Origin of the sequence: Rhizobium sp. ERR 942 (assembly GCF_007828395.1) — a bacterium.
GTDB classification, from domain to species: Bacteria; Pseudomonadota; Alphaproteobacteria; order Rhizobiales; family Rhizobiaceae; genus Rhizobium; species Rhizobium dioscoreae.
Genome location: NZ_VIUA01000003.1, coordinates 345,434 through 367,740, shown reverse-complemented (window position 1 = coordinate 367,740; position 22,307 = coordinate 345,434). Strand labels below are relative to the sequence as shown.

General features: G+C 60.2%; 22 protein-coding genes. 16 read left to right on the top strand and 6 right to left on the bottom strand.

What is annotated here, in order from left to right; genetic code table 11:
* Positions 1–4: 4 nt before the first annotated feature.
* Entirely contained in the window at positions 5–598 is a 594-nt protein-coding gene (locus tag FBZ97_RS14435; RefSeq protein ID WP_145320512.1) for an NUDIX domain-containing protein, read from the bottom strand.
* Complete coding sequence (locus tag FBZ97_RS14430; protein ID WP_246661769.1) at positions 595–2,718, bottom strand: molybdopterin oxidoreductase family protein; 2,124 nt, start codon at positions 2,716–2,718, stop codon at positions 595–597. The genes FBZ97_RS14435 and FBZ97_RS14430 overlap by 4 nt, the downstream gene beginning before the upstream one ends.
* A gap of 81 nt (positions 2,719–2,799) precedes the next feature.
* On the opposite strand from FBZ97_RS14430, the gene FBZ97_RS14425 reads away from it, so the two are divergent.
* Both FBZ97_RS14425 and FBZ97_RS14420 read left to right on the top strand, forming a co-directional pair.
* Positions 2,800–3,651: a 23S rRNA (adenine(2030)-N(6))-methyltransferase RlmJ gene (locus tag FBZ97_RS14425; RefSeq protein WP_145320516.1), complete on the top strand. Its 852-nt coding sequence runs from the start codon at positions 2,800–2,802 to the stop codon at positions 3,649–3,651.
* A 33-nt stretch (positions 3,652–3,684) separates the two neighbouring features.
* Positions 3,685–4,278, top strand: coding sequence for a glutathione S-transferase (locus FBZ97_RS14420; protein WP_145320518.1), 594 nt, complete (start codon positions 3,685–3,687; stop codon positions 4,276–4,278).
* Between the two features lie 11 nt (positions 4,279–4,289).
* On the opposite strand, the gene FBZ97_RS14415 is transcribed toward FBZ97_RS14420, so the two are convergent.
* On the bottom strand, positions 4,290–5,192 hold the full coding sequence (locus tag FBZ97_RS14415) for a LysR family transcriptional regulator (RefSeq protein WP_145320520.1): 903 nt from the start codon (positions 5,190–5,192) through the stop codon (positions 4,290–4,292).
* 123 nt (positions 5,193–5,315) lie between these two features.
* On the opposite strand from FBZ97_RS14415, the gene FBZ97_RS14410 reads away from it, so the two are divergent.
* Positions 5,316–6,158 (top strand): oxidoreductase, encoded by an 843-nt coding sequence (locus tag FBZ97_RS14410; protein ID WP_145320522.1) that lies wholly within the window; start codon positions 5,316–5,318, stop codon positions 6,156–6,158.
* Between the two features lie 73 nt (positions 6,159–6,231).
* Here FBZ97_RS14410 and FBZ97_RS14405 read toward each other — a convergent pair whose 3' ends face one another.
* Positions 6,232–6,864: an outer membrane protein gene (locus FBZ97_RS14405; RefSeq protein ID WP_113329062.1), complete on the bottom strand. Its 633-nt coding sequence runs from the start codon at positions 6,862–6,864 to the stop codon at positions 6,232–6,234.
* A gap of 364 nt (positions 6,865–7,228) precedes the next feature.
* On the opposite strand from FBZ97_RS14405, the gene FBZ97_RS14400 reads away from it, so the two are divergent.
* From FBZ97_RS14400 to FBZ97_RS14380, 5 genes are all read left to right on the top strand, one after another.
* Positions 7,229–7,996 (top strand): SDR family oxidoreductase, encoded by a 768-nt coding sequence (locus tag FBZ97_RS14400; RefSeq protein ID WP_113354690.1) that lies wholly within the window; start codon positions 7,229–7,231, stop codon positions 7,994–7,996.
* Positions 7,993–10,032 (top strand): excinuclease ABC subunit UvrC, encoded by a 2,040-nt coding sequence (uvrC, locus tag FBZ97_RS14395; RefSeq protein WP_145320524.1) that lies wholly within the window; start codon positions 7,993–7,995, stop codon positions 10,030–10,032. The genes FBZ97_RS14400 and uvrC overlap by 4 nt, the downstream gene beginning before the upstream one ends.
* Positions 10,033–10,238: 206 nt before the next feature.
* Entirely contained in the window at positions 10,239–10,826 is a 588-nt protein-coding gene (pgsA, locus tag FBZ97_RS14390; protein WP_069616214.1) for a CDP-diacylglycerol--glycerol-3-phosphate 3-phosphatidyltransferase, read from the top strand.
* Positions 10,826–11,080: a molybdopterin converting factor subunit 1 gene (moaD, locus tag FBZ97_RS14385; protein WP_069616328.1), complete on the top strand. Its 255-nt coding sequence runs from the start codon at positions 10,826–10,828 to the stop codon at positions 11,078–11,080. Before pgsA ends, moaD begins: the two co-directional genes overlap by 1 nt.
* A gap of 125 nt (positions 11,081–11,205) precedes the next feature.
* Positions 11,206–11,673 (top strand): molybdenum cofactor biosynthesis protein MoaE, encoded by a 468-nt coding sequence (locus tag FBZ97_RS14380; protein ID WP_145320952.1) that lies wholly within the window; start codon positions 11,206–11,208, stop codon positions 11,671–11,673.
* 3 nt (positions 11,674–11,676) lie between these two features.
* Here FBZ97_RS14380 and FBZ97_RS14375 read toward each other — a convergent pair whose 3' ends face one another.
* Positions 11,677–12,573, bottom strand: a complete 897-nt coding sequence (locus tag FBZ97_RS14375; protein WP_145320527.1) for a branched-chain amino acid ABC transporter permease — start codon at positions 12,571–12,573, stop codon at positions 11,677–11,679.
* Positions 12,574–12,640: 67 nt separating this feature from the next.
* On the opposite strand from FBZ97_RS14375, the gene FBZ97_RS14370 reads away from it, so the two are divergent.
* Together FBZ97_RS14370 and FBZ97_RS14365 are read left to right on the top strand one after the other, a co-directional pair.
* Positions 12,641–13,189: a CGNR zinc finger domain-containing protein gene (locus FBZ97_RS14370; RefSeq protein ID WP_145320529.1), complete on the top strand. Its 549-nt coding sequence runs from the start codon at positions 12,641–12,643 to the stop codon at positions 13,187–13,189.
* Positions 13,186–13,707 (top strand): hypothetical protein, encoded by a 522-nt coding sequence (locus FBZ97_RS14365; RefSeq protein WP_145320531.1) that lies wholly within the window; start codon positions 13,186–13,188, stop codon positions 13,705–13,707. Before FBZ97_RS14370 ends, FBZ97_RS14365 begins: the two co-directional genes overlap by 4 nt.
* 358 nt (positions 13,708–14,065) lie before the next feature.
* Here FBZ97_RS14365 and ndk read toward each other — a convergent pair whose 3' ends face one another.
* On the bottom strand, positions 14,066–14,488 hold the full coding sequence (ndk, locus tag FBZ97_RS14360) for a nucleoside-diphosphate kinase (protein ID WP_106997454.1): 423 nt from the start codon (positions 14,486–14,488) through the stop codon (positions 14,066–14,068).
* Between the two features lie 192 nt (positions 14,489–14,680).
* Here ndk and FBZ97_RS14355 point away from each other — a divergent pair, with 192 nt between their 5' ends.
* The 6 genes from FBZ97_RS14355 (at position 14,681) to FBZ97_RS14330 (ending at position 22,215) form a co-directional block, all read left to right on the top strand.
* Complete coding sequence (locus tag FBZ97_RS14355) at positions 14,681–15,190, top strand: DinB family protein (protein WP_145320533.1); 510 nt, start codon at positions 14,681–14,683, stop codon at positions 15,188–15,190.
* A gap of 157 nt (positions 15,191–15,347) precedes the next feature.
* Complete coding sequence (locus FBZ97_RS14350; RefSeq protein ID WP_113351709.1) at positions 15,348–15,848, top strand: hypothetical protein; 501 nt, start codon at positions 15,348–15,350, stop codon at positions 15,846–15,848.
* A gap of 49 nt (positions 15,849–15,897) precedes the next feature.
* Positions 15,898–17,787: an ABC-F family ATP-binding cassette domain-containing protein gene (locus tag FBZ97_RS14345; protein ID WP_145320535.1), complete on the top strand. Its 1,890-nt coding sequence runs from the start codon at positions 15,898–15,900 to the stop codon at positions 17,785–17,787.
* A 104-nt stretch (positions 17,788–17,891) separates the two neighbouring features.
* Positions 17,892–18,785, top strand: a complete 894-nt coding sequence (locus FBZ97_RS14340; protein WP_145320536.1) for a polysaccharide deacetylase family protein — start codon at positions 17,892–17,894, stop codon at positions 18,783–18,785.
* A gap of 116 nt (positions 18,786–18,901) precedes the next feature.
* Positions 18,902–20,962, top strand: coding sequence for a prolyl oligopeptidase family serine peptidase (locus FBZ97_RS14335; RefSeq protein ID WP_145320538.1), 2,061 nt, complete (start codon positions 18,902–18,904; stop codon positions 20,960–20,962).
* A gap of 143 nt (positions 20,963–21,105) precedes the next feature.
* Positions 21,106–22,215, top strand: coding sequence for a TRAP transporter substrate-binding protein (locus tag FBZ97_RS14330; protein WP_069616205.1), 1,110 nt, complete (start codon positions 21,106–21,108; stop codon positions 22,213–22,215).
* Positions 22,216–22,307: the final 92 nt, after the last annotated feature.

Here is a 22,307-nt window from a genome sequence, read left to right as displayed (position 1 = left end):
TGGTCTATCTCAAGCTGGCGACATTCAAAGCCGCCCATTGAAGCAGCATGATCGTCTTGGCGTCATAGATATCGCCCTTCTCGATCATCGCCATTGCATCGGACAGGCGAACTTCCAGCACCTCGATATCCTCATGCTCCTCCGCAAGGCCGCCACCATCGGCTACACGGTCGGACGTATCGATCACCGCGGCGAAGAAATGGATAACCTCGGTCGAGGAACCGGGCGACGTCATCGATTTGAAGAGGAAGCGGACGTCGCGCACGCGAAAGCCGGTCTCTTCCATGGCTTCGCGGCGGATCGCGGCCTCTGGATCGTCACCATCGAGCAGGCCGGCGGGCACCTCGATCATCCGGTCGGGAAGACCGACAAGATGGGACGGAAGACGGTATTGCCGGACGAGTATCACCGTTTCGCGCCTGGGATCATAAAGCAGGATGCAGGCCGCCGGTGTGCGATGATAGACCTCGCGCTTCAGCCGATGCTTTTCGCCCTGCGAATCCGTGTAGTCGACCTCAAATGTGCTCAGCCGCGTCCATTGATCCGCCAGCGTCCTTTCGCTGACGATTTCGGCTTTCGCCTTTTCGAATTTACTCATACCACGTCCTTGCGAAGCCATACCTTGTTATCGTGGACAGCCGCACCGCCATAGGGCGCGACGGGATCCGCGCCGGTGAGCACATTGATGCCCTCACCATCGACGTGAGCCTTGTTCGGCCAGAGGCCCTCGGCAATCAGCACACCCGGCTTCACTTCCGCTGTCACGCGGGCGTGGAGGCGAATATCGCCGCGTGTATTGCCGATGCGAACCAGCTCGCCATGAACAATATCAAGCCGTTCGGCATCGGCCGGGTTGACCATCACTTCGGGGCGCCCCTCCTTCTGCCGCGACGTCTTCGTCTCCGCGAAACTCGAATTCAGGAAGTTGCGCGATGGCGAGGTCGCAAGCCGGAACGGATGCTCGGGATCTGCGACCTCGATCACATCGACCTGATCCGGAAACTCCGGCAGCTCGACATGCGGCCCGAGCAATCCGACCGACGCTGGCGGACGGTTCGGCGCCGGCTGGTTGGTCCAATCGGGGCGAAAGCGGAACTTGCCGTCGGGATGGGCAAAACCCTTGATGAAATGGGCCTCCTCGAAATCCGGCTGGCGATCGAACCATTTGTGTTCGAGGAAATAATCATAGTCCGGTAGGCCGCTTCTGGACAGAACCCGGTCGATCATTTCGCGAACGGAGAAGCCGAAGCCGGGGCGATCCGAAACGCCGAGACGCTTCGCCAGCTCCTCGATCACGAAAAGATTGCTGCGAACGGTCGGCGGCGGCTCGACCAGCTTCGGGCCGAGCAGAATGTGGTTCTGACCGCCGGCGCGATAGATGTCGTCATGCTCGACAAACATGGTTGCGGGGATGACGATATCGGCCATGTCAGCCGTATCGGTCATGAACTGCTCGTGCACGGCGACGAAAAGGTCCGAGCGGGCAAAGCCGCGCTTCACCAGCCGCTGCTCTGGCGCGATATTCACCGGATTGGTGTTCTGGATCAGCATGGCGGTCACGGGACCGCGATGACGCAGCGCCACGGCATCACCGGTCAAGGCGCGGCCGATCTGCGACTGGTCGATCATGCGGATATCCATATCCTTCATGGCGCGGCCGGTCAGCTCGCTCGCATCCATGCGGAAGATATCGCTGTTCGAATGGAAGGCGCCGCCGCCCTCATATTGCCAAGAGCCGAGCACCGTCGCGATCGACGCTGCCGCGTGCATGGCGATCGCGCCATTGCGCTGACGGGTAAAGCCGTAGCCGAGCCGGAAATAGGTCTTCTTCGTCGTCCCCACGAGCTTGGCGAAGGCTTCGATCTCATCGACCGAGAGGCCGGTTATGGCCGCGGCCCATGCCGGGGTTTTCGATTTCAGGTGCTCTTCGAGGCCGGCGGGATCGTCGGCATATTTGGCCATGTAATCGCGGTCGGCATGGCCGTCGCGGAAGGCGATGTGCATGACGGCGCAGGCAAGCGCCGCATCCGTGCCCGGCTTGACGATCAGCGCCATATCGGCCTGCTTCATCGTCGGATTGTCATAGATATCGACGACGACGATCTTGGCGCCGCGTTCCTTGCGGGATTTCACCGCATGGGTCATGACGTTGACCTGGGTGGCAACCGCATTGGTGCCCCAGATGACGACGCAATCGGTACGGCCCATCTCGCGCGGATCGGGACCGCGCAGCACTCCCGTCGCCATGGTGAAGCCGGTCCAGGCCGGATTGGTGCAGATCGACGAGAAGAAACCGGAATAGCGCTTGGCATGGCGCAGCCGCTCGATGGAATCGCGCTGCACCCAGCCCATCGTGCCGGCATAGAAATAGGGCCAGATCGCCTCGCTGCCGTCCTTCGCTTCAGCCTTGATGAAGGCTTCGGCGATTTCGTCCAGCGCATCGTCCCAGGAGAGCTCCTGCCAGCGCCCCTCACCCTTGGCGCCGGCACGGCGGAGCGGTTTCATCAGACGATCGGGGTGATAAAGCCGTTCGGCATATCGGGCGACCTTGGCGCAGATGACGCCGGCGGTATAGGAATGATCGTTGGCGCCGCGAACCCGGCCGATTCTGCCGTCTTCAGTCAGATCGACCTCCAGCGCGCAGGTGGAGGGACAGTCATGCGGACAGGCTGTGTGCCCGATGCGCGATTTGGCTTGGATAGGGGTCGCAATGTTCATGAGGTTTGTATATTTCAAGCGGAGACCGGCCACTAGAGACAATCCGGCCCATCTCAACAATTCATGCGGACTTCACCGACAATGAACTATCGGCACATCTACCACGCGGGCAATTTTGCCGATGTCTTGAAACACGCAATCCTCGCGCGCCTCGTCCGCTACATGCAGAACAAGGACAAGGCCTTTCGCGTTCTCGATACCCATGCCGGCATCGGGCTTTACGATCTCTCCTCCGAAGAAGCGCAGAAGACCGGCGAATGGCGAGATGGTATCGGCAGGGTGCTGGAGGCGGAATTGGTGCCGCAAGTGGCGGACCTGCTGGGGCCTTATCTTGCCACCATCCGCGAGCTGAACCCCGAGGGCGGCGTCAGGCTCTATCCCGGCTCGCCGAAGCTTGCCCGCATGCTGTTTCGCCCGCAAGACCGGCTTTCGGCGATGGAACTGCATCCCGACGATTTCCAGCGATTGCATCGGCTGTTCGAGGGCGATCACCATGCCCGCGTTACCGAGCTGGACGGCTGGCTGGCGCTCGGCGCTCATCTGCCGCCGAAGGAGAAGCGCGGCATCGTGCTCGTCGACCCGCCTTTCGAAGAGGAAGGCGAATATGAGCGGCTGATCGAAGGCTTGGCCAAAGCCTGGCGCCGCTTTCCCGGCGGCACCTATTGCCTCTGGTATCCGATCAAGAAGGACGCGCCGATCAAGCCATTTCACGAGGCGCTACAGGCGCTGGAAATTCCGAAAATGCTCTGCGCCGAGCTGATCGTCAAAAGCGATCGCGGCTTCACCGGGCTTACCGGCTCCGGCCTCATCATCGTCAACCCGCCCTTCACGCTGAAGGATGAGTTGCATGCGCTGCTGCCGGCCTTGAAGGATATTCTGGCGCAGGACCGTTTCGCCTCGCAGCGCGCATTCTGGCTGCGTGGCGAACATTGAGATTTCTCACATACACATCTCGCAGGTGATTTCATGAGACTTCTTTGCTCGCCCACCTCCCCCTTTTCCAGCAAGGTGCGCATGGCGGCACGCCATCTCGGCATCAAGCTGGAGGAGATCCATGTCGATACGAATGCCGGTCCGACGCTGCTGATCGACAACAACCCGCTCGGCAAGATCCCGACATTGCTGACCGCCGACGGCGAGGCGATTTTCGACAGCCGCGCCATCATGCATTATTTCGATCGTCGCGAGGGCGGGCTTTACCCTTCGAAGAAGAGCAAGCGGACCGAAATCGAGGTTCTGGAAGCGCTGATCGACGGCACCAGCGAGTGTCTGCTGTCGATCGTCTACGAGCGCCGCCTTCGCGAGCCCGAGAAGCAGCATCAGCCCTGGATCGACCGGCAGTGGACGAAGGTCAGCCGCGCCCTCACCCATCTTGACGCCGAGCCGCCGAAGATCGGCAAGAAGCTGCATGCGGGTCATTTCGCGCTTGCCTCCCTTGTCGGCTATCTGCAGCTCCGCTTCGAAGGGCAGTGGGAAGCGGACCATGCGGGATTGATAGACTGGGCGCGCAAGTTCGAGAAGCATTTCCCCGATTTTCCAGCGATGAAGCCGCAGGTCTAACGCTGTTCGGCTCAGCTCTGGCGAGCAGTCTCGGCCTTTACAAAATCGATAAAGGCGCGCAAAGCCGTCGGCAGCTGCCGGCGGCTCGGATAATAGAGGAAGAAGCCGGGATAATAGGGGCACCAGTCCTCCAGCACGCGGATCAGCCGGCCATCCTGCAAAGCCGGCAGCGCGTGATCCTCGAACAAGAAGGCTAGACCGGAACCATTGATGGCGGCGTCCAGCATGATGTCGAGATCGCCAAGCGTGAGCGGCCCCTGCACCTCGATCTCCAGCTCGATGCCTCCTCGCTCGAACTCCCAGCGATAATAGGTGCCGCTCGCAAAACGGTAGCGGATACAGCGGTGGTCCTTCAGATCATGAGGAGTGACCGGTTTAGGGAAACGCTGAAAATATTCCGGCGAGCCGACGATCGCCGTGCGCTGACGAGGGCCAATAGGAATAGCGATCATGTCGGCCGCGATGCTTTCTCCGAACCGTATGCCGGCATCGAAACCGGCGGAAACCGTGTCCACGAGCGCATCGTCCACGACGATTTCCATTTCGATGGCCGGATAAGCCCTCAAGAACCGTGACACGATTGGCAGCAGCACCATCCTGGCGGCGGGTCGCGGGGCGTTGATGCGCAGCTTGCCGTAGGGCTGGCCGCGGAATTTATCGAGATCTTCGAGAGCATCGTCGATATCGAGGAAAGCGGGGCGGATGCGATCGAACAGGCGCTCTCCGGCCTCCGTCAACCCGACACCGCGCGTGGTGCGATTAACCAGCCGCACATCCAACCTCTCCTCGATCGCGCGCAACGAATGGCTGAGCGCTGAAGGCGTCACGCCGAGCTCCACCGCCGCCTTGCGAAAACTGCGGTGTTGGGCAATCGCCAGGAAGATAGCTAGATCGGTCGAACGGATACGCCGCATTGATGAGAATTTCTCAGCACTTTATGGAAGAGAAAGTAGATTATCTCAACGATGCCATCAAGCTACCTTTCTCCTGCAAGCGAATTCCACCCCTGGAATTGCCAACCCACGAAGGAGAAAATCATGCGTGTTTGGTTCATCACGGGCGCATCCCGCGGCTTTGGCGCCCTCATCGCCCAAGAAGCCCTCGCCGCCGGCGACGCCGTTGTCGCTACGGCCCGCAATCCCGCCGGTCTGGCAGAGAAGTTCGGCAACCATCCGAACCTCCTGCCCGTCGCCCTCGACGTCTCGAACGAAGCGCAGGCTCATGAGGCCGCCGCGGCCGCCGTCAAGCGCTTCGGAAAGATCGATATCCTTGTCAACAATGCCGGTTACGGGCTGCTCGGCGCCGTGGAAGAAGCAACGGCCGAGGAGATCGAGAAGCTCTATGCCACCAACGTCTTTGGCCTGCTGAAGGTGACGCGCGCCATCCTGCCGCATATGCGCCGGCAGCGCTCGGGCCATGTCATCAACATGTCCTCGGTCGGCGGCTACCAGAGCCATGCCGGCTGGGGCGTCTACTGCTCGACAAAGTTCGCGGTCGAAGGCCTGTCGGAGGCAATGGCGGCGGAACTCAAGCCGCTTGGCATCAAGGTCACTGTTGTCGAACCCGGCTTCTTCCGCACCGACTTCCTTGATGAGAGCTCGCTTGCCGTCAGCCCGAGCTCGATTGCCGACTACAGGGACACGCCGGCCGGCGTCATGCGCGATTTCGCCGCCGGTCACAATCACGCCCAGCCCGGCGATCCCAAACGCCTTGCAAAATCGATGATCACGCTTGCCCATTCGGCGAACCCACCGCTGCGCATGCCCTTCGGCTCCGATACAGTTGGCGCGATCGAGGCCAAGAACGAGTATGTCGCCAAGGAACTGGCCGACTGGCGCGAACTGGCCGTCTCGACGGACTTCCCGACGGATGCCGCCTAAACACTCAGAGGCATAACGCAAAAAAGCCGGGGCAAAACCCCGGCTTTTTCTTCAGGCTTAAGCCTTCGGATAATCAGAACTTGACGCCGATACCGACCTTGACGCTCTGTTCGTCGTAGCCGCGAGAGAACCGACCGGAGTCGAGGTCGAAGTTCTTCTTGCCGTAGTCCGTGTAACGGTACTCGAGACGAGCCGTGATGTTGTTGGTGATGAAGGTTTCAGCACCTGCACCGACCGTGTAACCAACAGCCGTCTTGCTGTCAGAGGAGGTGTCGTCGGAGAGCTTGTTCTGGCCGAGTGCCAGACCGGCCGTGCCGTACAGCATGAACGGGTTGAAGTCGTAACCGAGGCGACCGCGAACCGAGCCGTTGACACCGTTCTTGGCGGTCAGGCCGTTGCGGGTGCTGTCGGCGCCGGAGTAGCCGAGGTCAGCTTCGATACCATATACGATCTGGCCCTGCTGCCAGTTGTAGCCGGTGAAGGCCTGGCCGCCCCAGGCGTAAGCGTCGCCGTTGCGGTTGAAGTGACCGGCGTTCCAGTCGCCAGCGCCACCGATGTAGAAGCCGGACCAGTTGTTGACGGCCGGAGCTGCTTCCTGAGCGACGGGCGGCTGCGGAATCTGCTCAACAGCGTCAGCAGCCTGAGCTGCGGTGTAACCGCCGAGAGCGAAAGCGGAGACCATGAGGGTCGTGATAAGAGTACGCATACTTTTCTCCTTTCAGTCCCGTGTGCCCCGCTTACTGTCCTTGACTTCGAAGCGCCACGAGCAATTAAAACATATCCCTCCCGGATCGAGGTTGAAATTGGAATGCAAATGAGGAATTGGAAGAGCCAAAATATGATATCATTGTGGCACAGACGTGGCTGAATTTCGATGTTGCTTCATCGCAACAGAGGAATTGTTAACCCTAATCATCGGTTAAACTGTGTATACTTATTTTAAACTAAATATATCTCAAGTTTTACATAAGAAACCCCAAAGCGCATCATTCGCTCATGCATCTTTTCATATGGTGTATCGACGCCCTATATGAGCATCGATTGGGTAACGACGAGCAAAAGGCGATCTCTTGAGCCAGGAAAAACTACGTACGGCGCTGATAACCGGCGCTTCCAAAAGAATAGGCCTGGCAATTGCCGAGGATTTGTCGGCTAATGGCTTCGCCGTGGCGTTGCATGCCAATCAGTCGCTCGCCGAGGCCGAGGAAATTGCGGCGAAACTGCGGCAAATGGGCCGGAGAGCCATTGCGATCAAGGCGGATCTGCAGAATTTGGGCGAGACTTCAACCCTTGTCGAAAGGGTTGCGGATTCTCTCGGCCCGCTCGATCTTCTGGTGAATAATGCCTCAGCCTTCCTCGGCGATTCCGCCGATCATTTTGACGAAGAAGCCTTCGAGGCGCATTTCGCAATCCACGTGCGGGCGCCGTCGATTCTGGCTGCCGATTTCGTCCGGCAGCTTCCCGAACCGCATCCGGGCCTGATCGTTAACATGGTCGATCAGCGGGTCTGGGCACTCAATCCGCGCTTCTATTCCTATACACTGTCGAAAGCCGCCCTCTGGACGGCGACTCAGACGATGGCGCAGAGCTTTGCGCCGCGTATCCGCGTCAACGCGATCGGCCCAGGCCCGACGGTGCGCAGCGTGCGGCAGACCGAAGAGGACTTTCAAGCGCAGATCGACGGCCTCATATTAAAGGCGGCGCCCGGGCTCGAAGAATTCGGCCGGACCATCCGCTTTCTTTTTGACACGCCCTCGATCACGGGCCAAATGATAGCGCTCGATGGCGGCCAGCACCTTGCCTGGGAAACGCCAGACGTGTCGGAGAGTGCAGAATGAATGGAAGAAAGCTGCCTGACGGCGGCGTTCTCTATGACGAATCAGAGGATATCGAAGACGACATCGAGGTGGAAGGCGATGCCGCAGCCTCCCCTATTGCGCCTGTCGACTGGAACGAAGGCGGAAAGAACGAGACGGGACTGCGCGGCGCCGAGCTGATCGCCGAATTCGTCAAGCGGCTGCCTAACAATCCCGGCGTCTACCGCATGTTCAACGAGGCCGGCGACGTGCTTTACGTCGGCAAGGCCAGGAACCTGAAGAAGCGCGTTTCCAACTATGCCTTGGGCAAGGTGCACTCCAACCGCATCGCCCGCATGGTGCGCGAAACCGCCAATATGGAATTCGTGACCACGCGGACGGAGACGGAAGCGCTGCTGCTGGAAGCGAATCTCATCAAGCGCTTGCGTCCGCGCTTTAACGTTCTGCTGCGCGACGACAAATCCTTTCCCTATATTCTGATTACGGGCGATCATCGCGCGCCGGCGATCTTCAAGCATCGCGGCGCCCGCGCCCGCAAGGGCGACTATTTCGGCCCCTTCGCTTCGGCGGGCGCCGTCGGGCGCACCATCAATTCGCTGCAGCGCGCGTTCCTGATCCGCACCTGCACCGATAGCGTCTTCGAGACGCGCACGCGTCCCTGTCTGCTCTATCAGATCAAGCGCTGTTCCGGCCCCTGCACGCATGAGATCAGCGATGCAGGCTATGCTGAACTGGTACAGGAGGCGAAGGACTTCCTTTCCGGCAAGAGCCAGAACGTCAAGGCGCATATGGCCGAGGCGATGAATGCTGCCGCCGAAGATCTGGATTTCGAACGCGCCGCCATTTTCCGCGACCGTCTGGCGGCGCTCTCGCATGTGCAGAGCCATCAGGGCATCAACCCGGCCGGCGTCGAGGAAGCCGATGTCTTTGCCATCCACCACGAGGGCGGCATTTCCTGCATTCAGGTCTTCTTCTTCCGAACCGGACAGAACTGGGGCAACCGTGCCTATTTCCCGAAGGCCGATCCATCGCTCTCGGGTGCTGAAGTGCTGAACGCTTTCCTCGCGCAATTCTATGACGACAAGCCGGTGCCGCGGCAGATCCTGCTGTCGGAGACGGTCGAGGAAATCGAACTGCTGGCAGCGGCCCTCAGCGAGAAGGCCGGTCATAAGGTTATGATCCTCGTGCCGCAACGCGGCGAGAAGCGCGATCTGGTCGAACATGTCATTGCCAACGCGCGTGAGGCGCATGGCCGCAAGCTCGCGGAAACCGCCTCGCAATCGCGGCTGCTCGAAGGCTTCAAGGAAACCTTCAAGCTTCCCTACACGCCGCAGCGCATCGAGATTTACGACAACTCCCACATCATGGGCACGAATGCGGTCGGGGGCATGGTCGTGGCCGGGCCGGAAGGCTTCGTCAAAAACCAGTACCGCAAGTTCAACATCAAATCGACCGACATCACGCCGGGCGACGACTTCGGCATGATGCGCGAAGTCATGACCCGCCGTTTCTCTCGTCTCCTGAAGGAGGAAGGCAAGCCCGACCGCAGCGGCGAGACCGACGCCAGCGTCGATGCCGCCGATCGCGCCTTCCCCGCCTGGCCCGATGTCATCCTCATCGACGGCGGCCAAGGGCAAATGACGGCCGTGCGCGCCATTCTCGATGAGCTCGGGATCACCGACAGTGTCATCGCCATCGGCGTCGCCAAGGGCGTCGACCGCGAAGCCGGGCGTGAGCGCTTCTTTGCCCCTTCGCGCGAAAGCTTCTCGCTCCCGCCGCGCGATCCCGTGCTCTATTTCATCCAGCGCATGCGCGACGAGGCACACCGCTTCGCGATCGGCTCCCATCGCGCCCGGCGCAAGAAGGAGATGGTGAAGAACCCGCTCGACGAGATCGGTGGCATCGGCCCTTCGCGCAAGCGCGCGCTTCTCCAGCATTTCGGCACCGCGAAGGCCGTGTCGCGCGCCGCGCTTTCCGACCTGATGGCGGTCGAGGGCATTTCCGAAGCGGTGGCGCGTCAGGTCTATAACCATTTCCACGAGGACGCCGCGAAATAGGGAAAGCTCGTCGCAAATTCCACGCAATAGCGGTGAAAAAACAGAAACAATATTGACGATAAACTGACCAAACCATCATCTAGGGTGTGACCATCAAAAAGTGCGGAGCGGTTTTTGGGATCACACTCCATCAGACGACTTCAGCGGGATGGGATCAACAGTGCCCAATCCGGTTCGGTCGAGACAACAGAAACGAAACGATTTCCATGGCTTCGCGCGCTTACAGCATCCCCAATCTGCTCACCTACGGCCGCATTATCTGCGTACCCCTGATCGTTCTTTGCTTCTTCATCGAGGGTAAGCTGGAGGGCTCCGATTTTGCGCGCTGGGTCGCGCTCTGGATCTTCATCATCGCCTCGATCACCGATTTCCTCGACGGCTATCTCGCGCGCATCTGGAACCAGACCTCGAATATCGGCCGAATGCTCGATCCGATCGCCGACAAACTGCTGGTCTCCGCGATCCTGCTTCTAGTCGCCGCCGACGGCACCATTGCCGGCTGGTCGCTCTGGGCCGCCATCATCATCCTTTGCCGCGAAATCCTGGTTTCGGGCCTGCGTGAGTATCTGGCGGCGTTGAAGGTCAGCGTTCCCGTGACGCGCATCGCAAAATGGAAGACGACGGCCCAGCTCGTCGCCATCGCCTTCCTTCTGGCTGGGCCGGCAGGCGACAAGGTGCTACCCTACACGACAGAGATGGGCATCGTCCTGCTCTGGGTCGCAGCGCTTTTGACCATCTATACCGGCTATGATTATTTCCGGGCCGGGCTAAAGCATGTCGTGGATGAGGAATGATGACGAAACTCGTCTATTTCGCCTGGGTGCGCGAGCGGATCGGCAAAGCGGAAGAGGAGATTTCCCTGCCCGCCGATGTCGTCACCGTCGGCGATCTCCTGAGTCATTTGAAGGGCTTGGGCGAGGAATACGAGGCGGCACTTCAATTCCCCCAGGCGATCCGCGTCGCTATCAACATGGAACATGCGGAGCACGATGAGCCGATCGCCGGAGCGCGGGAGATCGGGCTCTTCCCGCCGATGACCGGGGGGTGAGGAGCGGTCGGGCGAAGCCCGAGCATTCGATCCAGTGAATCGATTGCAGCGACGAACGCCCTGAGCCTTAGCGAGGGGTCGGGAGGCACCTCAGCATGTTTGCGAAGCCGATCAAGGAAATTGCGATGATCTCACCATTCGTCAAAGTCCAGCGCGAGGATTTCGATCTCCAGGCGGAGATCGATCGGCTAGCCGCCGGGCGGCGCGATATCGGCGCTGTCGTGACCTTCTCGGGCCTCTGCCGTGACGAAGGGGGCGCGCTCGGTGCCCTCGAACTCGAACATTATCCCGGCATGGCGGAAGCGGAGATCACCCGCATCGCCAATCTCGCCATCGAGCGTTTCGAGCTTCTCGGCCTGACCGCCATCCATCGCTACGGCAAGATCACGCCCGGCGAGAACATCGTTCTCGTCATTGCGGCCGCACCACATCGGCAGGCCGCCTTCGACGGCGCCAATTTCGTCATGGATTTTCTGAAGACCTCTGCTCCCTTCTGGAAGAAGGAGCACGGCAAGGATGGTACCGAAGGCGGCTGGGTTTTGGCCAGGGATGCCGACGATGCCGCGCGAGCCAGGTGGGCCGGCAACAAATAGGCTTCAGGGAACCACTCTTTCACGACGGCTCATGACCAGCAGCAGGACGAGCAGCGAGAAGATGACGAAGTCGCGCCACAGGAACGGGCCGTAGGCACCCCACATCGTCTCCGTCAAGCCAAGGAGCGCTGCCCCGCCCGCTGACTTCAGCGGATCGGAATAGCCGCCGACGGCCGCGATCATCAGCACCTTGAGCCCGAACATTAGCCCTGCCCCGAAATCCATCGTTCCATAGTAGGAAGTAGCCAGCAGGCCGCAGATGGTTGCGACGAGGGCTGACGCAACATAGGCTAGCAGGAAGACGCGGTTGGCGCTGGCGCCGCAAAGCTCAGCGGCAAGGGAATCGTCCGTCACCGCCCGCCAGATACGCCCCCAGCCGGTGCATTTCAGCACATAGGCGCCCGCGAGGATGACAAGGATCATCAGGGCCGTATTGAGCAGCTGGATTTCCGTCAGCGTCACGCGGAAATCGCCGCTATCCCAGAAGACGACAGCATCGTTCAGGAAGGGTGGCAGCCAGATGCCACGCGTATTCGAGGCAAGCCGCGCCGTTTCCATCAGGATGATCATCATGCCGAGTGCCGCGACGATGACCGTATTCGGTGACTTGCGCGACAGCGGCAGCATGATTGCACGGCCGACGAGGAAGCTGGTGCCGATCGTGTAGCCGACGGCGACGACGGCACCGAAGGCAAAGGCGGCCGGCAGAACCAGATACATCTTGGTGTAGCCGACATCGGTAAAGAGCACGAGCATCTGGCCGGCAAAGGCGAACAGCGCGCCATAGGTGATATCGGCCCGCTTCATGACCCCGAAGGCAATGGAATAGCCGAAGGCCAGCGTCGCATACAGTGCAGCGAGCGGAACGGCATTCGCCAGTTGCTGCAGAAGATAAGCCATTCCATCTCTCCGAAGAACCAGCAAATAGTAACTGGCAAAATGAATTTTACCAGTTATAATTTTCGCCATGAGTTTTTCCTGGACCCCACATCGCTTCTCCGGTGGCGCGCTCGCGCTCGATGTCGCCAATAGCGTGATCCTGCGCCATGACGACGGGCGTCGGATCGACCGTTTCGAGGCAGTGGGACAGATGGATAGCTTTCCGAAGGCGGCTGCGAATTTCTGCGCGGAGCGGGCGCTCTTCGGCGATATCCTGCCTATAAAGCGGGAAAACCGGGCCGATTTCATCGCCCTCCGCGAGTTGATCGACCGCTATTTCCGGGCACGCGTTCTTGGCGAGGCTGCAGATCTGCTGCTTGCGGATCTGCTTGCGGCATTGGCGAAAGTTCTGAAACGAGCCTCATCCGGTGGGCTCGATGCCGCCACCGTGCATTCGACGCTGCGCCTCATCGCCATGCCCGATCCCAAACGAATGAAAATATGCCGCAACTGCGGCTGGCTCTTCATCGACCGCAGCAAGAACAAAAGCCGCGCCTGGTGCGACATGGCGGTTTGCGGCAACCGAGCCAAGGCTAGCCGGCACTACCGGCGCAAGAAGGAGGAGACTGCGCCATGAGATTGCGAAGGATCATGCTGACAATGATGAGCGCCGGGATCATCGCCGGCCTGGCGCTGGCCGGCTGCCAGAGGAAAGACGACGAAGGCCCGACCCAGCTCACCGGCCGCCTCTTCGTCTTCAACTATCGGGTGGCGAGCGCGAGCTATATGATCACGCTCAAGAAGATCGCCCCGATCCCGGAGGGAACGACTGCCGTTGCAGAATTCGAAAATCCGGCCGGCGGCGATCCGCTAGTCGTCAACCAGAAGATCTATACGTTCTGGGACAAGATCACGCTGGAAAGCCCGGATCTGCGCTGCGTGCGCAAGGACCGTCCCTACTCGGTCTCGATCAAGCTGGTGGATGCTAGCGACAAGACGATCCAGACGATCAAGACCGAGGTCAAATCCGATCTCGACCAGACCGTGCTGCCGACGAAACCGCTGGTCGTCGGCCCGGTCTATACCGCCAATCCAGATGTCTTCAAGGGCGATGGCAGCGCCGATTACGGGAAGGATATGGCCTGCCCGGCTTGAGAGGCAGCAGCGGGATAGTCTCCTCTTCCCACTCGCGGTAGGACAATCACATATGGGGTGATCAGCGCCGGAAATCCCTTCTCCCCTCGGGGAGAAGGTGGCCCGAAGGGTCGGATGAGGGGGTTACGATTTGAATTCATGAATTTTGGTGGTCTTGGCGGGCACCCCCTCATCCGCCTTGCGGCACCTTCTCCCTAAGGGGAGAAGGAGGACGGCGGCGATTTCAGTTCATATGCGATACCCCCTGCCGCCCACGGGGAGAGGGAGTCTAATTTGACGGCACGAAAAAGCCGGGAGGCGAAGTCCCGGCTTTCATGAGTCATTTCAAATCGTTCAGCGTTAAAGCTGAAAGGCTGATTCAGCCGACGATTTCAGTTTCGGAGAACCAGTAGGCGATTTCGACGGCAGCCGTTTCCGGAGCGTCCGAGCCGTGAACGGAGTTTTCGCCGATCGACAGAGCGAAGATCTTGCGGATCGTGCCTTCGGCAGCGTTGGCCGGGTTGGTCGCGCCCATGATTTCGCGGTTCTTCAGGATGGCGTTTTCGCCTTCCAGAACCTGAACGACGGTCGGGCCGGAGGTCATGCCTTCGACGAGTTCGCCGAAGAACGGGCGTTCCTTGTGAACGGCGTAGAAGCCTTCAGCTTCGCGCTTGCTCATCCAGACGCGCTTGGAGGCGATGACGCGCAGGCCGTTGTCTTCAAAAACCTTGGTGATGGCGCCGGTCAGGTTGCGCTTCGTCGCATCCGGCTTGATCATCGAGAAAGTACGTTCAATCGCCATGGGTCCATTCCTTGTAATCAGAGAAAAGTGGGCGGTCTTTACCTGCCCCAAGGCCCGAAAACAAGGGGGATCGGCCAATTTCACGCCGCTGTCACAGTCCGAGCAGCTGATTCGCGATCCGCTGGGTGGCGAAGCGGCTGTCCGCCACCAAACTTCGCGATAAAATCACCACCACTATAAGAGGAGACGCATATGCTCAAACATTTCAAGATGCTTGCCGACTATAATCGCTGGGCCAATGTCCAGGTCTACAATGCCGCAGCAGACCTCAGCGACGCCGAATTTCACGAAGACCGCGGCGCCTTCTTCGGCTCGCTCCACGGAACGCTCAATCATCTGCTGATAGCGGACCGGCTGTGGATGCACCGTTTCAACGGCACTGGCGGCGTACCTGCGTCACTCGATACCGTCCTACATGACACCCTTGAAGGCCTTTACAGCTTACGGGAGGCGGAAGATCGAAATATCATTACTTGGTTGGAAACGCTCGATGCCGATGCACTTGCCTCCGACATCACCTATACCTCGATCCTGCGCCCGGGCGCCATCACCGTTCCCCTCCATGCGGCGGTATCCCATATGTTCAACCATCACACCCATCACCGCGGCCAGTGCCACGCTATCCTCACATCCATGGGCAAGCCGTCACTGGTGCTGGACCTCCTGCATTTTCTGCGCAGTGAAGGACAGCACTGGATGTAGCCAAGGGGAGAACCGTCGTTTCCCATCTTCGCCCAGACGTTGATCACATGCCTCATTTTGTTGCGCTGCGGCGAGGATCGGCCGTCTTGTTCATGTTCCCTTAACCTGCCGACCTGCAGATTGATAAGATATATCAGCTCACGGTCCAAAGGCAGGCATGAAGAACTCGCAGACAAGCGTTTCGGCATATTCCATCGATGACGATGAAACGGAAACCGAGCTTGAGGTTATCGGCCGCTTCATGACGCGGCTGAAGGTGAAAAACCTGCCGCGCAACTATCAGCTCTTCTATGAAGCGCTCTATGGCCAGGACCGCTGTCTTGCCGAAGAGATCGAGGCGCTTGGCCCCCTTCCCCCGCAAAGCGGGCTCGACGAGATTGGCCTGAAGCATCGCCTTGTCAGCCATTGCGGGCTGGTGGCGCGCAAATCCGAGAGCGACGCGGCCGAGATGCTGCGCGAAGTCGCCGATCAGCTCGCCAAGGGGCTGATGAAAAAGCAGCATTTTGCCCGCGAGATCGACACGACTCCGCATGCCAATGCTGCACTCGACAGCCTCAATGCCTCGCTCAGCAATCTCATGCTCTATGAAACGGAGCTGACCGAGCGGCTGCGTAACTGCGCCAATCTCTCGAAATCCTCGCAGAAGGCCGGCGCCTAAGCGCCGTCCCGCTCTTGCCTTCAGCGTCGAGTTCGGCCAAAACCGCGCCATGATTTCGATTTCAGACCTTTCCGCCCGCATTGCCGGCCGCCTTCTTATCGACCATGCCAGCGTGACGCTTCCGGCGGGCACGAAGGCTGGCCTCGTCGGCAAGAACGGTGCTGGCAAATCCACGCTGTTCAGGATCATCACCGGCGATCTCGCTGCCGAGAGCGGCTCGGTCTCGATCCCCCGCAATGCCCGCATCGGCCAGGTGGCGCAGGAGGCACCCGGCACCGAGGAGCCTTTGATCGATATCGTCCTGGCAGCCGACAAGGAACGCTCCGCATTGCTTGCGGAAGCCGAGACCGCAACCGATCCGCACCGCATCGCCGATATCCAGACGCGGCTTGCCGATATCGATGCGCATTCGGCTGAAGCGCGCGCCGCCAGTATCCTTGCCGGCCTCGGCTTCGACCATGAGGCGCAGAAGCGCCCCGCCTCCTCCTTCTCCGGTGGCTGGCGCATGCGCGTTGCGCTCGCGGCCGTCTTGTTTTCCGAGCCGGATCTGTTGCTGCTCGACGAACCGACGAACTATCTCGACCTTGAAGGCACGCTCTGGCTGGAGGACTACATCCGCCGCTATCCGCACACGGTCATCATCATTTCGCACGACCGCGATCTGCTGAATACGGCCGTTAATTCCATCGTGCATCTCGACCAGAAGAAGCTCACCTTCTATCGCGGCTCCTACGATCAGTTCGAGCGGCAGAAGGCTGAGGCCGACGAGTTGCAGATGAAGGCGAAGGCGAAGAACGATGCAGCCCGCAAGCACCTGCAGAGCTTCATCGACCGCTTCAAGGCCAAGGCCTCGAAGGCGCGGCAGGCGCAATCGCGCATCAAGGCACTGGAGCGCATGGGAACGGTCGCCGCCGTCATCGAAGACCATGTGATGGGCTTCAGTTTTCCGGAACCTGAAAAGCAGCCCGCCTCGCCGATCATCGCAATCAGCGGCGGCGCCGTCGGCTATGAGCCGGGCAAGCCGATCCTGAAACGGCTGAACCTGCGCATCGATGCCGACGACCGCATCGCGCTGCTCGGCTCCAACGGCAACGGCAAATCGACCTTCGCGAAGTTCATTTCCGGGCGGCTGGGCGCAGAAAGCGGCGAAGTCAGGCTCGCACCGAACCTGAAGATCGGCTTCTTCGCCCAACACCAGCTCGACGATCTCATCCCCAACCAGACGGCCGTCGAGCATGTCCGCCGCCGCATGCCCGAAACGCCGGAAGCGAAGGTGCGCGCCCGCGTCGCGCAGATGGGGCTTGCGACGGAGAAGATGGACACGCAGGTCAAGGATCTCTCCGGCGGCGAGAAGGCACGGCTTCTCATGGGCCTTGCCGCCTTCGACGCACCGAACTTGCTAATCCTCGACGAACCGACGAACCATCTCGATATCGACAGCCGCAACGCGCTGATCCAGGCGCTGAACGATTATTCCGGCGCCGTCATCCTGATCTCGCACGACCGTCACCTGATCGAAGCCACCGTCGATCGGCTGTGGCTGGTGCGCGACGGCACCGTCTCGACCTTCGACGGCGATCTTGAAGAATATCGCAGCCTCGTCGTCGCCAGCCCGAAAGCTAAGGACGACAAGGCCAAGCCGAGCACCGGTGACGATTCCGTTTCCAAAGCCGACCAGCGCAAGCTCAATGCCGATCGGCGCGCCTCGCTGGCGCCGCTCAAGAAGAAGATCAATGAAATCGAATCCTTGACCGGCAAGCTTGAGAAACTGATTCAGGCTCTTGACGCAGAACTTGCGGACCCCGCCCTCTATGAGAAGGCACCGGCCAAGGCTGCGGAAAAGGCAAAACAGCGTGCCGATGCGGCAGAAAAGCTCGCGGCGGCCGAGGAGCAGTGGCTGGAACTTTCATCGGAATATGAGAGCGGTATGGCCAGCTGAAGCTGACCGCTTGTTAAGGAATTCGCGGCCGCTCCTAACCGATCATTAACCATAACTGCAGAATATGCGCTCAACTTTCATAGACATAGTGTTGAGCGATTCTGATGAACTACCGTGTGTTGCTGGCTGGCCTCGCCGTGTCCCTGGCTCTCGGAGGATGTGCCACGAAACCAGGCAATGAAGCGTCGCTCAAGAGCAGCTATGCCGCCGAAGAGCCGCGTCACAAGCCGCTGAAGGCCAACGATCCCATCGAGATGGAGCCGAAGAAATGGCTCGTCGCCGATCTCGAAACAAGGAGTGACCTGGCGGGCATGAATGGCCCGCACAGTCTCGCCGGCCGGACGCTGGAGGTCTCGTCGCTCAAAGATATCAGGCTCGCCGACAAGGAGGTCATCCTGACCTTCGATGACGGCCCGGCTCCCGGCAAGACGGAACGCATTCTCGCCACGCTCGACAAATTCGGCGTCAAGGCCGCCTTCATGATGGTCGGCGAAATGGCGCAGGCACACCCGGCGACGGCACGCGAGGTGCTTGCGCATGGCGATGCGATCGGCAGCCACACCTTCCGCCATCCCGATCTCGACAAGATGACCTTCGACGCGGCGATGACCGAGATCGCCCGCGGCAAGGATGCCGTCACCAAGGCGATCGGCACGGACGTTCCCTTCTTCCGCTTCCCCTATCTTGCCGACTCCAAACGCCTGCGCACGGCGATTGCCGCTCGCGACATGATCGTCATGGATGTCGATATCGACAGCAAGGATTACTTCACTTCGACCCCAGCCTCAGTGGTCGATCGCACCATGAAGCAGCTCCATCAGCGCGGCCGCGGCATCGTTCTGATGCACGACATCCACCAGCGCACGGTTAGGATGCTGCCCGTTCTCCTCAGCCGACTGGAGAATGAGGGCTACAAGGTCGTCACGCTGAAATACAAGCGCGAACCGGCCCCGGCGAGCAATATGGTCGCACAGGCCGACACAAAGATGGTCCGCTAAGGCGGGTCGACACCGAAAAATCTATGACCGATACGGGCGCGGAAGCATAGTTGCTTCAGCGCCCGTATTTTGGTTTGCTGAGGGCGACCACCACCAACAATGGAATGGCGAGCCCCATGCACCTTCACCTTGAACGCGACGACGACCCACAAACTCTGCAGTTCGTCGCAGAGAAGGATACCGAATCCGAGCGGCTGCTGATGACGCCGGAATTCGAGGCGGATCGCAACGCGATCAAGGAGATGATCGAACGCGAGGATCGGCTGATCGCCACGACCCGGCGCGGCAGCTGGCTGTTCGATTTTCATCGCAGCGCCGATCATCCGCTCGGTTGCTGGTATCGGCTGCCGGCCGATCTTACCCCTCTGCCCGACGCTCCCTGGGAACCAATCTTCGATCTCGACGCCTTCTGCGCCAAGGAGGGCAGAAAATGGCTCTGGCGCGGTGCGCTCACCTGCCCCTGGGAGCCGATGCGCGTGCTGCTTTGCCTTTCCGATGGCGGCTCCGATCCCATTCGGATGCTCGAATTCGATTGCGAGACGAAGAGCATCGTCGAAGGCGGCTTCGACACACCGGCCGTGCGCAGTCACGCGACCTGGCTCAGCCGGGACGAAATCGCCTATTTCGGCTCCATCGACCGCGAATCCTCCACTCGCTCAGGCTGGCCGCGTCTCGGCCGCCGCCTGAGGCGTGGCCAGGTGCCGTCCGATGCACCCGTACTCTATGCCGCCGATGACAGCGACATTTATGGCTCCTGTTCGATCTTCGATCCGCAGCTCGCCGATCTGGCGACGGGAGATGCGGCCAGGCCGATCCGTATTTTCAGCGCGGGTCACGAAATCGGCAGCGCCAGCCATTTCATCGAGGATGGGGACGGTTCGCTACGACGGATCGACCTGCCGAAGGATGCCGAGTTCGGGTTCAACCACTCCCATCTGATCTGGCTTGCCAAGACAGACGAACGGATCCCGGGCGGCAGCCTGGCCCTGCAACCCCTGCCTCGAGAGCCCAGCAAGACCGGTATCGATGCAAGACGCATCCTGTTTTCGCCCAATGACCGACAATCGGTTTCGCAATTCCTTTTGATGCGCGAATGGTGCGTCTTCATCGTCTCGGACAATATGCAACCGCATCTCTTCGTTCTCGACCTGACGAGCGCCGATGCCGAAATCCGCGAAATCGCACTGCCTGATGATGTTCAGACGGTGTCGGTCGCCCCGCTCTATTCCGATCTGCATCTCGGTGACGACACGCTGCAGGTCTATGGCGCGGGCTTTCTGCAGCCGCCCTCCTCCTACCGGCTGGATCTTGGCGATCGCAAGGCCCCGCTTGAACTCAAGCACATTGCCAGTTCGCCGACCTATTTCGACAGCGAAGGCATGACGTCCCTCCTGCTGGAAGCTACCTCCGAGGACGGGACGAAGGTGCCCTATCATATCGTACTGCCGAAGGCCTGGACCAAGGGCGAACTGCCGGTGCTGCAATATGGCTACGGCGGCTTCGACGTCCCGCTCGGCCCATATTATTCCGGGGTCATCGGCCGCTGGCTGGAACAGGGCAACGCCTTTGTGACGGCCTATATTCGCGGCGGAGGCGAATTCGGGCCGAACTGGCATCGCGTCGCAAAAGGCCAGGGTCGCCACAGGGCATTCGCGGACTTTGCCGCCGTCGCCCGCGACCTCGTCGCCCGCGGCTATACCAAGCCATCGCGCATTGCCGGCAATGGCGGCAGCAATGGAGGTTTGCTGACTGGCGTCATGGCGACACGCTATCCGCAGGATTTCGGCGCGATCTGGTGCCAGGTGCCTGTCCTGGATATGACCCGCTTCCATGTCTTCCCGGCCGGAAAAGCCTGGATCGACGAATATGGCGATCCCGACAATCCGGCTGATCGCGATTACCTGCTGAGCTATTCGCCGCTGCACAATGTCAAGCCTACCTCCGAGATCACGTATCCGTCGATCTACATCGAAAGCTCGAGCAATGACGACCGAGTTCATCCCTCGCATGCCCGGCGGTTTGCGGCCCAGTTGGAAGCGCTCGGCCATCATCCGCTGTTCCACGAATTCGGCTCGGGTGGCCATGGCGGTGACGGCGCATCAATCGAGCTCGCGACGCGCACGGCTCTGGGCTACAGTTTTTTGCGGGAGACGATCGTGAAGGGCAAAAGCCTTTAGATCCACGCTTACGGCTCGCAGCAAAAATCAATGGTTGCACCAGCTTCCGATACGCTTGAAACGCGCCGAACGGCATGATTAGCTGCGGCTGTGATCACGAAGAGCGGGCGAGTCCGCCCGCTCGTATCCGGGGGGAGTAATAGATGGATCGTCGTTCATTTCTGCGGAAAGCCGGCGTCGCCGGCGCCGGGTCGGTGGCAGCGGCTGCAACGCTTGCAGCACCGGCCATTGCGCAGAGCAATCCGAAAATCAACTGGCGCCTGACGTCATCGTTTCCGAAGTCGCTCGATACGATCTATGGTGGCGGTGAAGTGCTGTCGAAGTATGTTTCCGAGGCTACCGACGGCAATTTCAACATCCAGGTGTTTGCAGCCGGCGAAATCGTGCCTGGCCTGCAGGCTGCAGACGCAACTTCGGCCGGAACCGTCGAGGCCTGTCATTCGGTCGCCTATTATTATTGGGGCAAGGATCCGGTCTGGGCATTGGGAGCTGCCGTTCCTTTCGCGCTCAATGCCCGTGGCATGAACGCCTGGCAATATCACGGCGGCGGCATCGATCTCTTCAATGAATTCCTGGCGACGCAGGGGCTGATCGGCTTCCCGGCCGGCAATACCGGCGTGCAGATGGGCGGCTGGTTCCGCAAGGAAATCAACACCGTTGCCGATCTCAAGGGTCTGAAGATGCGTATCGGCGGCTTTGCCGGCAAGGTGGTCGAACGCCTCGGCGTCGTGCCCCAGCAGCTCGCCGGCGGAGATATCTACCCGGCGCTCGAGAAAGGCACGATCGATGCGGCCGAATGGGTCGGCCCCTATGACGACGAGAAGCTCGGCTTCTACAAGGTAGCACCCTATTACTATTATCCCGGCTGGTGGGAAGGCGGCCCGACCGTGCATGTCATGTTCAACAAGGCGGCTTATGAAGGCCTCCCGAAGGCTTATCAATCGCTGCTGCGCACAGCCGCGCAGGCGACCGACGCCAACATGCTGCAGAAATACGACTACCTGAACCCCGCCGCCATCAAGCGGGTCGTCGCCGAAGGGGCGAAGCTCAGGCCCTTCAGCACCGAGATCCTGAATGCCTGCTTCGACAAGGCCAACGAGGTCTATGCCGAAATGGAAGCCAACAACCCGACCTTCAAAAAGATCTGGGAATCGATCAAGGGCTTCCGCGGCCAGCATTATCTCTACACTCAGGTCGCCGAATACAGCTACGACGTCTACATGATGACGCTGCAGCGCTCCGGGAAGATTTGAGCAACCGGTAGGTCCAAAAGAGAAAACCCCGGAGCGATGCTCCGGGGTTTTTCGTTGCGTCAGATCGACAAGCAGGCCGATGCAGACCGTAT

Coding starts and splice junctions, on each gene's coding strand:
- FBZ97_RS14435 (WP_145320512.1), bottom strand. CDS start 598: ATGAGTAAATTCGAAAAGGCGAAAGCCGAAATCGTCAGCGAAAGGACG.
- FBZ97_RS14430 (WP_246661769.1), bottom strand. CDS start 2,718: ATGAACATTGCGACCCCTATCCAAGCCAAATCGCGCATCGGGCACACA.
- FBZ97_RS14425 (WP_145320516.1), top strand. CDS start 2,800: ATGAACTATCGGCACATCTACCACGCGGGCAATTTTGCCGATGTCTTG.
- FBZ97_RS14420 (WP_145320518.1), top strand. CDS start 3,685: ATGAGACTTCTTTGCTCGCCCACCTCCCCCTTTTCCAGCAAGGTGCGC.
- FBZ97_RS14415 (WP_145320520.1), bottom strand. CDS start 5,192: ATGCGGCGTATCCGTTCGACCGATCTAGCTATCTTCCTGGCGATTGCC.
- FBZ97_RS14410 (WP_145320522.1), top strand. CDS start 5,316: ATGCGTGTTTGGTTCATCACGGGCGCATCCCGCGGCTTTGGCGCCCTC.
- FBZ97_RS14405 (WP_113329062.1), bottom strand. CDS start 6,864: ATGCGTACTCTTATCACGACCCTCATGGTCTCCGCTTTCGCTCTCGGC.
- uvrC (WP_145320524.1), top strand. CDS start 7,993: ATGAATGGAAGAAAGCTGCCTGACGGCGGCGTTCTCTATGACGAATCA.
- pgsA (WP_069616214.1), top strand. CDS start 10,239: ATGGCTTCGCGCGCTTACAGCATCCCCAATCTGCTCACCTACGGCCGC.
- moaD (WP_069616328.1), top strand. CDS start 10,826: ATGACGAAACTCGTCTATTTCGCCTGGGTGCGCGAGCGGATCGGCAAA.
- FBZ97_RS14380 (WP_145320952.1), top strand. CDS start 11,206: ATGATCTCACCATTCGTCAAAGTCCAGCGCGAGGATTTCGATCTCCAG.
- FBZ97_RS14375 (WP_145320527.1), bottom strand. CDS start 12,573: ATGGCTTATCTTCTGCAGCAACTGGCGAATGCCGTTCCGCTCGCTGCA.
- FBZ97_RS14370 (WP_145320529.1), top strand. CDS start 12,641: ATGAGTTTTTCCTGGACCCCACATCGCTTCTCCGGTGGCGCGCTCGCG.
- FBZ97_RS14365 (WP_145320531.1), top strand. CDS start 13,186: ATGAGATTGCGAAGGATCATGCTGACAATGATGAGCGCCGGGATCATC.
- ndk (WP_106997454.1), bottom strand. CDS start 14,488: ATGGCGATTGAACGTACTTTCTCGATGATCAAGCCGGATGCGACGAAG.
- FBZ97_RS14355 (WP_145320533.1), top strand. CDS start 14,681: ATGCTCAAACATTTCAAGATGCTTGCCGACTATAATCGCTGGGCCAAT.
- FBZ97_RS14350 (WP_113351709.1), top strand. CDS start 15,348: ATGAAGAACTCGCAGACAAGCGTTTCGGCATATTCCATCGATGACGAT.
- FBZ97_RS14345 (WP_145320535.1), top strand. CDS start 15,898: ATGATTTCGATTTCAGACCTTTCCGCCCGCATTGCCGGCCGCCTTCTT.
- FBZ97_RS14340 (WP_145320536.1), top strand. CDS start 17,892: ATGAACTACCGTGTGTTGCTGGCTGGCCTCGCCGTGTCCCTGGCTCTC.
- FBZ97_RS14335 (WP_145320538.1), top strand. CDS start 18,902: ATGCACCTTCACCTTGAACGCGACGACGACCCACAAACTCTGCAGTTC.
- FBZ97_RS14330 (WP_069616205.1), top strand. CDS start 21,106: ATGGATCGTCGTTCATTTCTGCGGAAAGCCGGCGTCGCCGGCGCCGGG.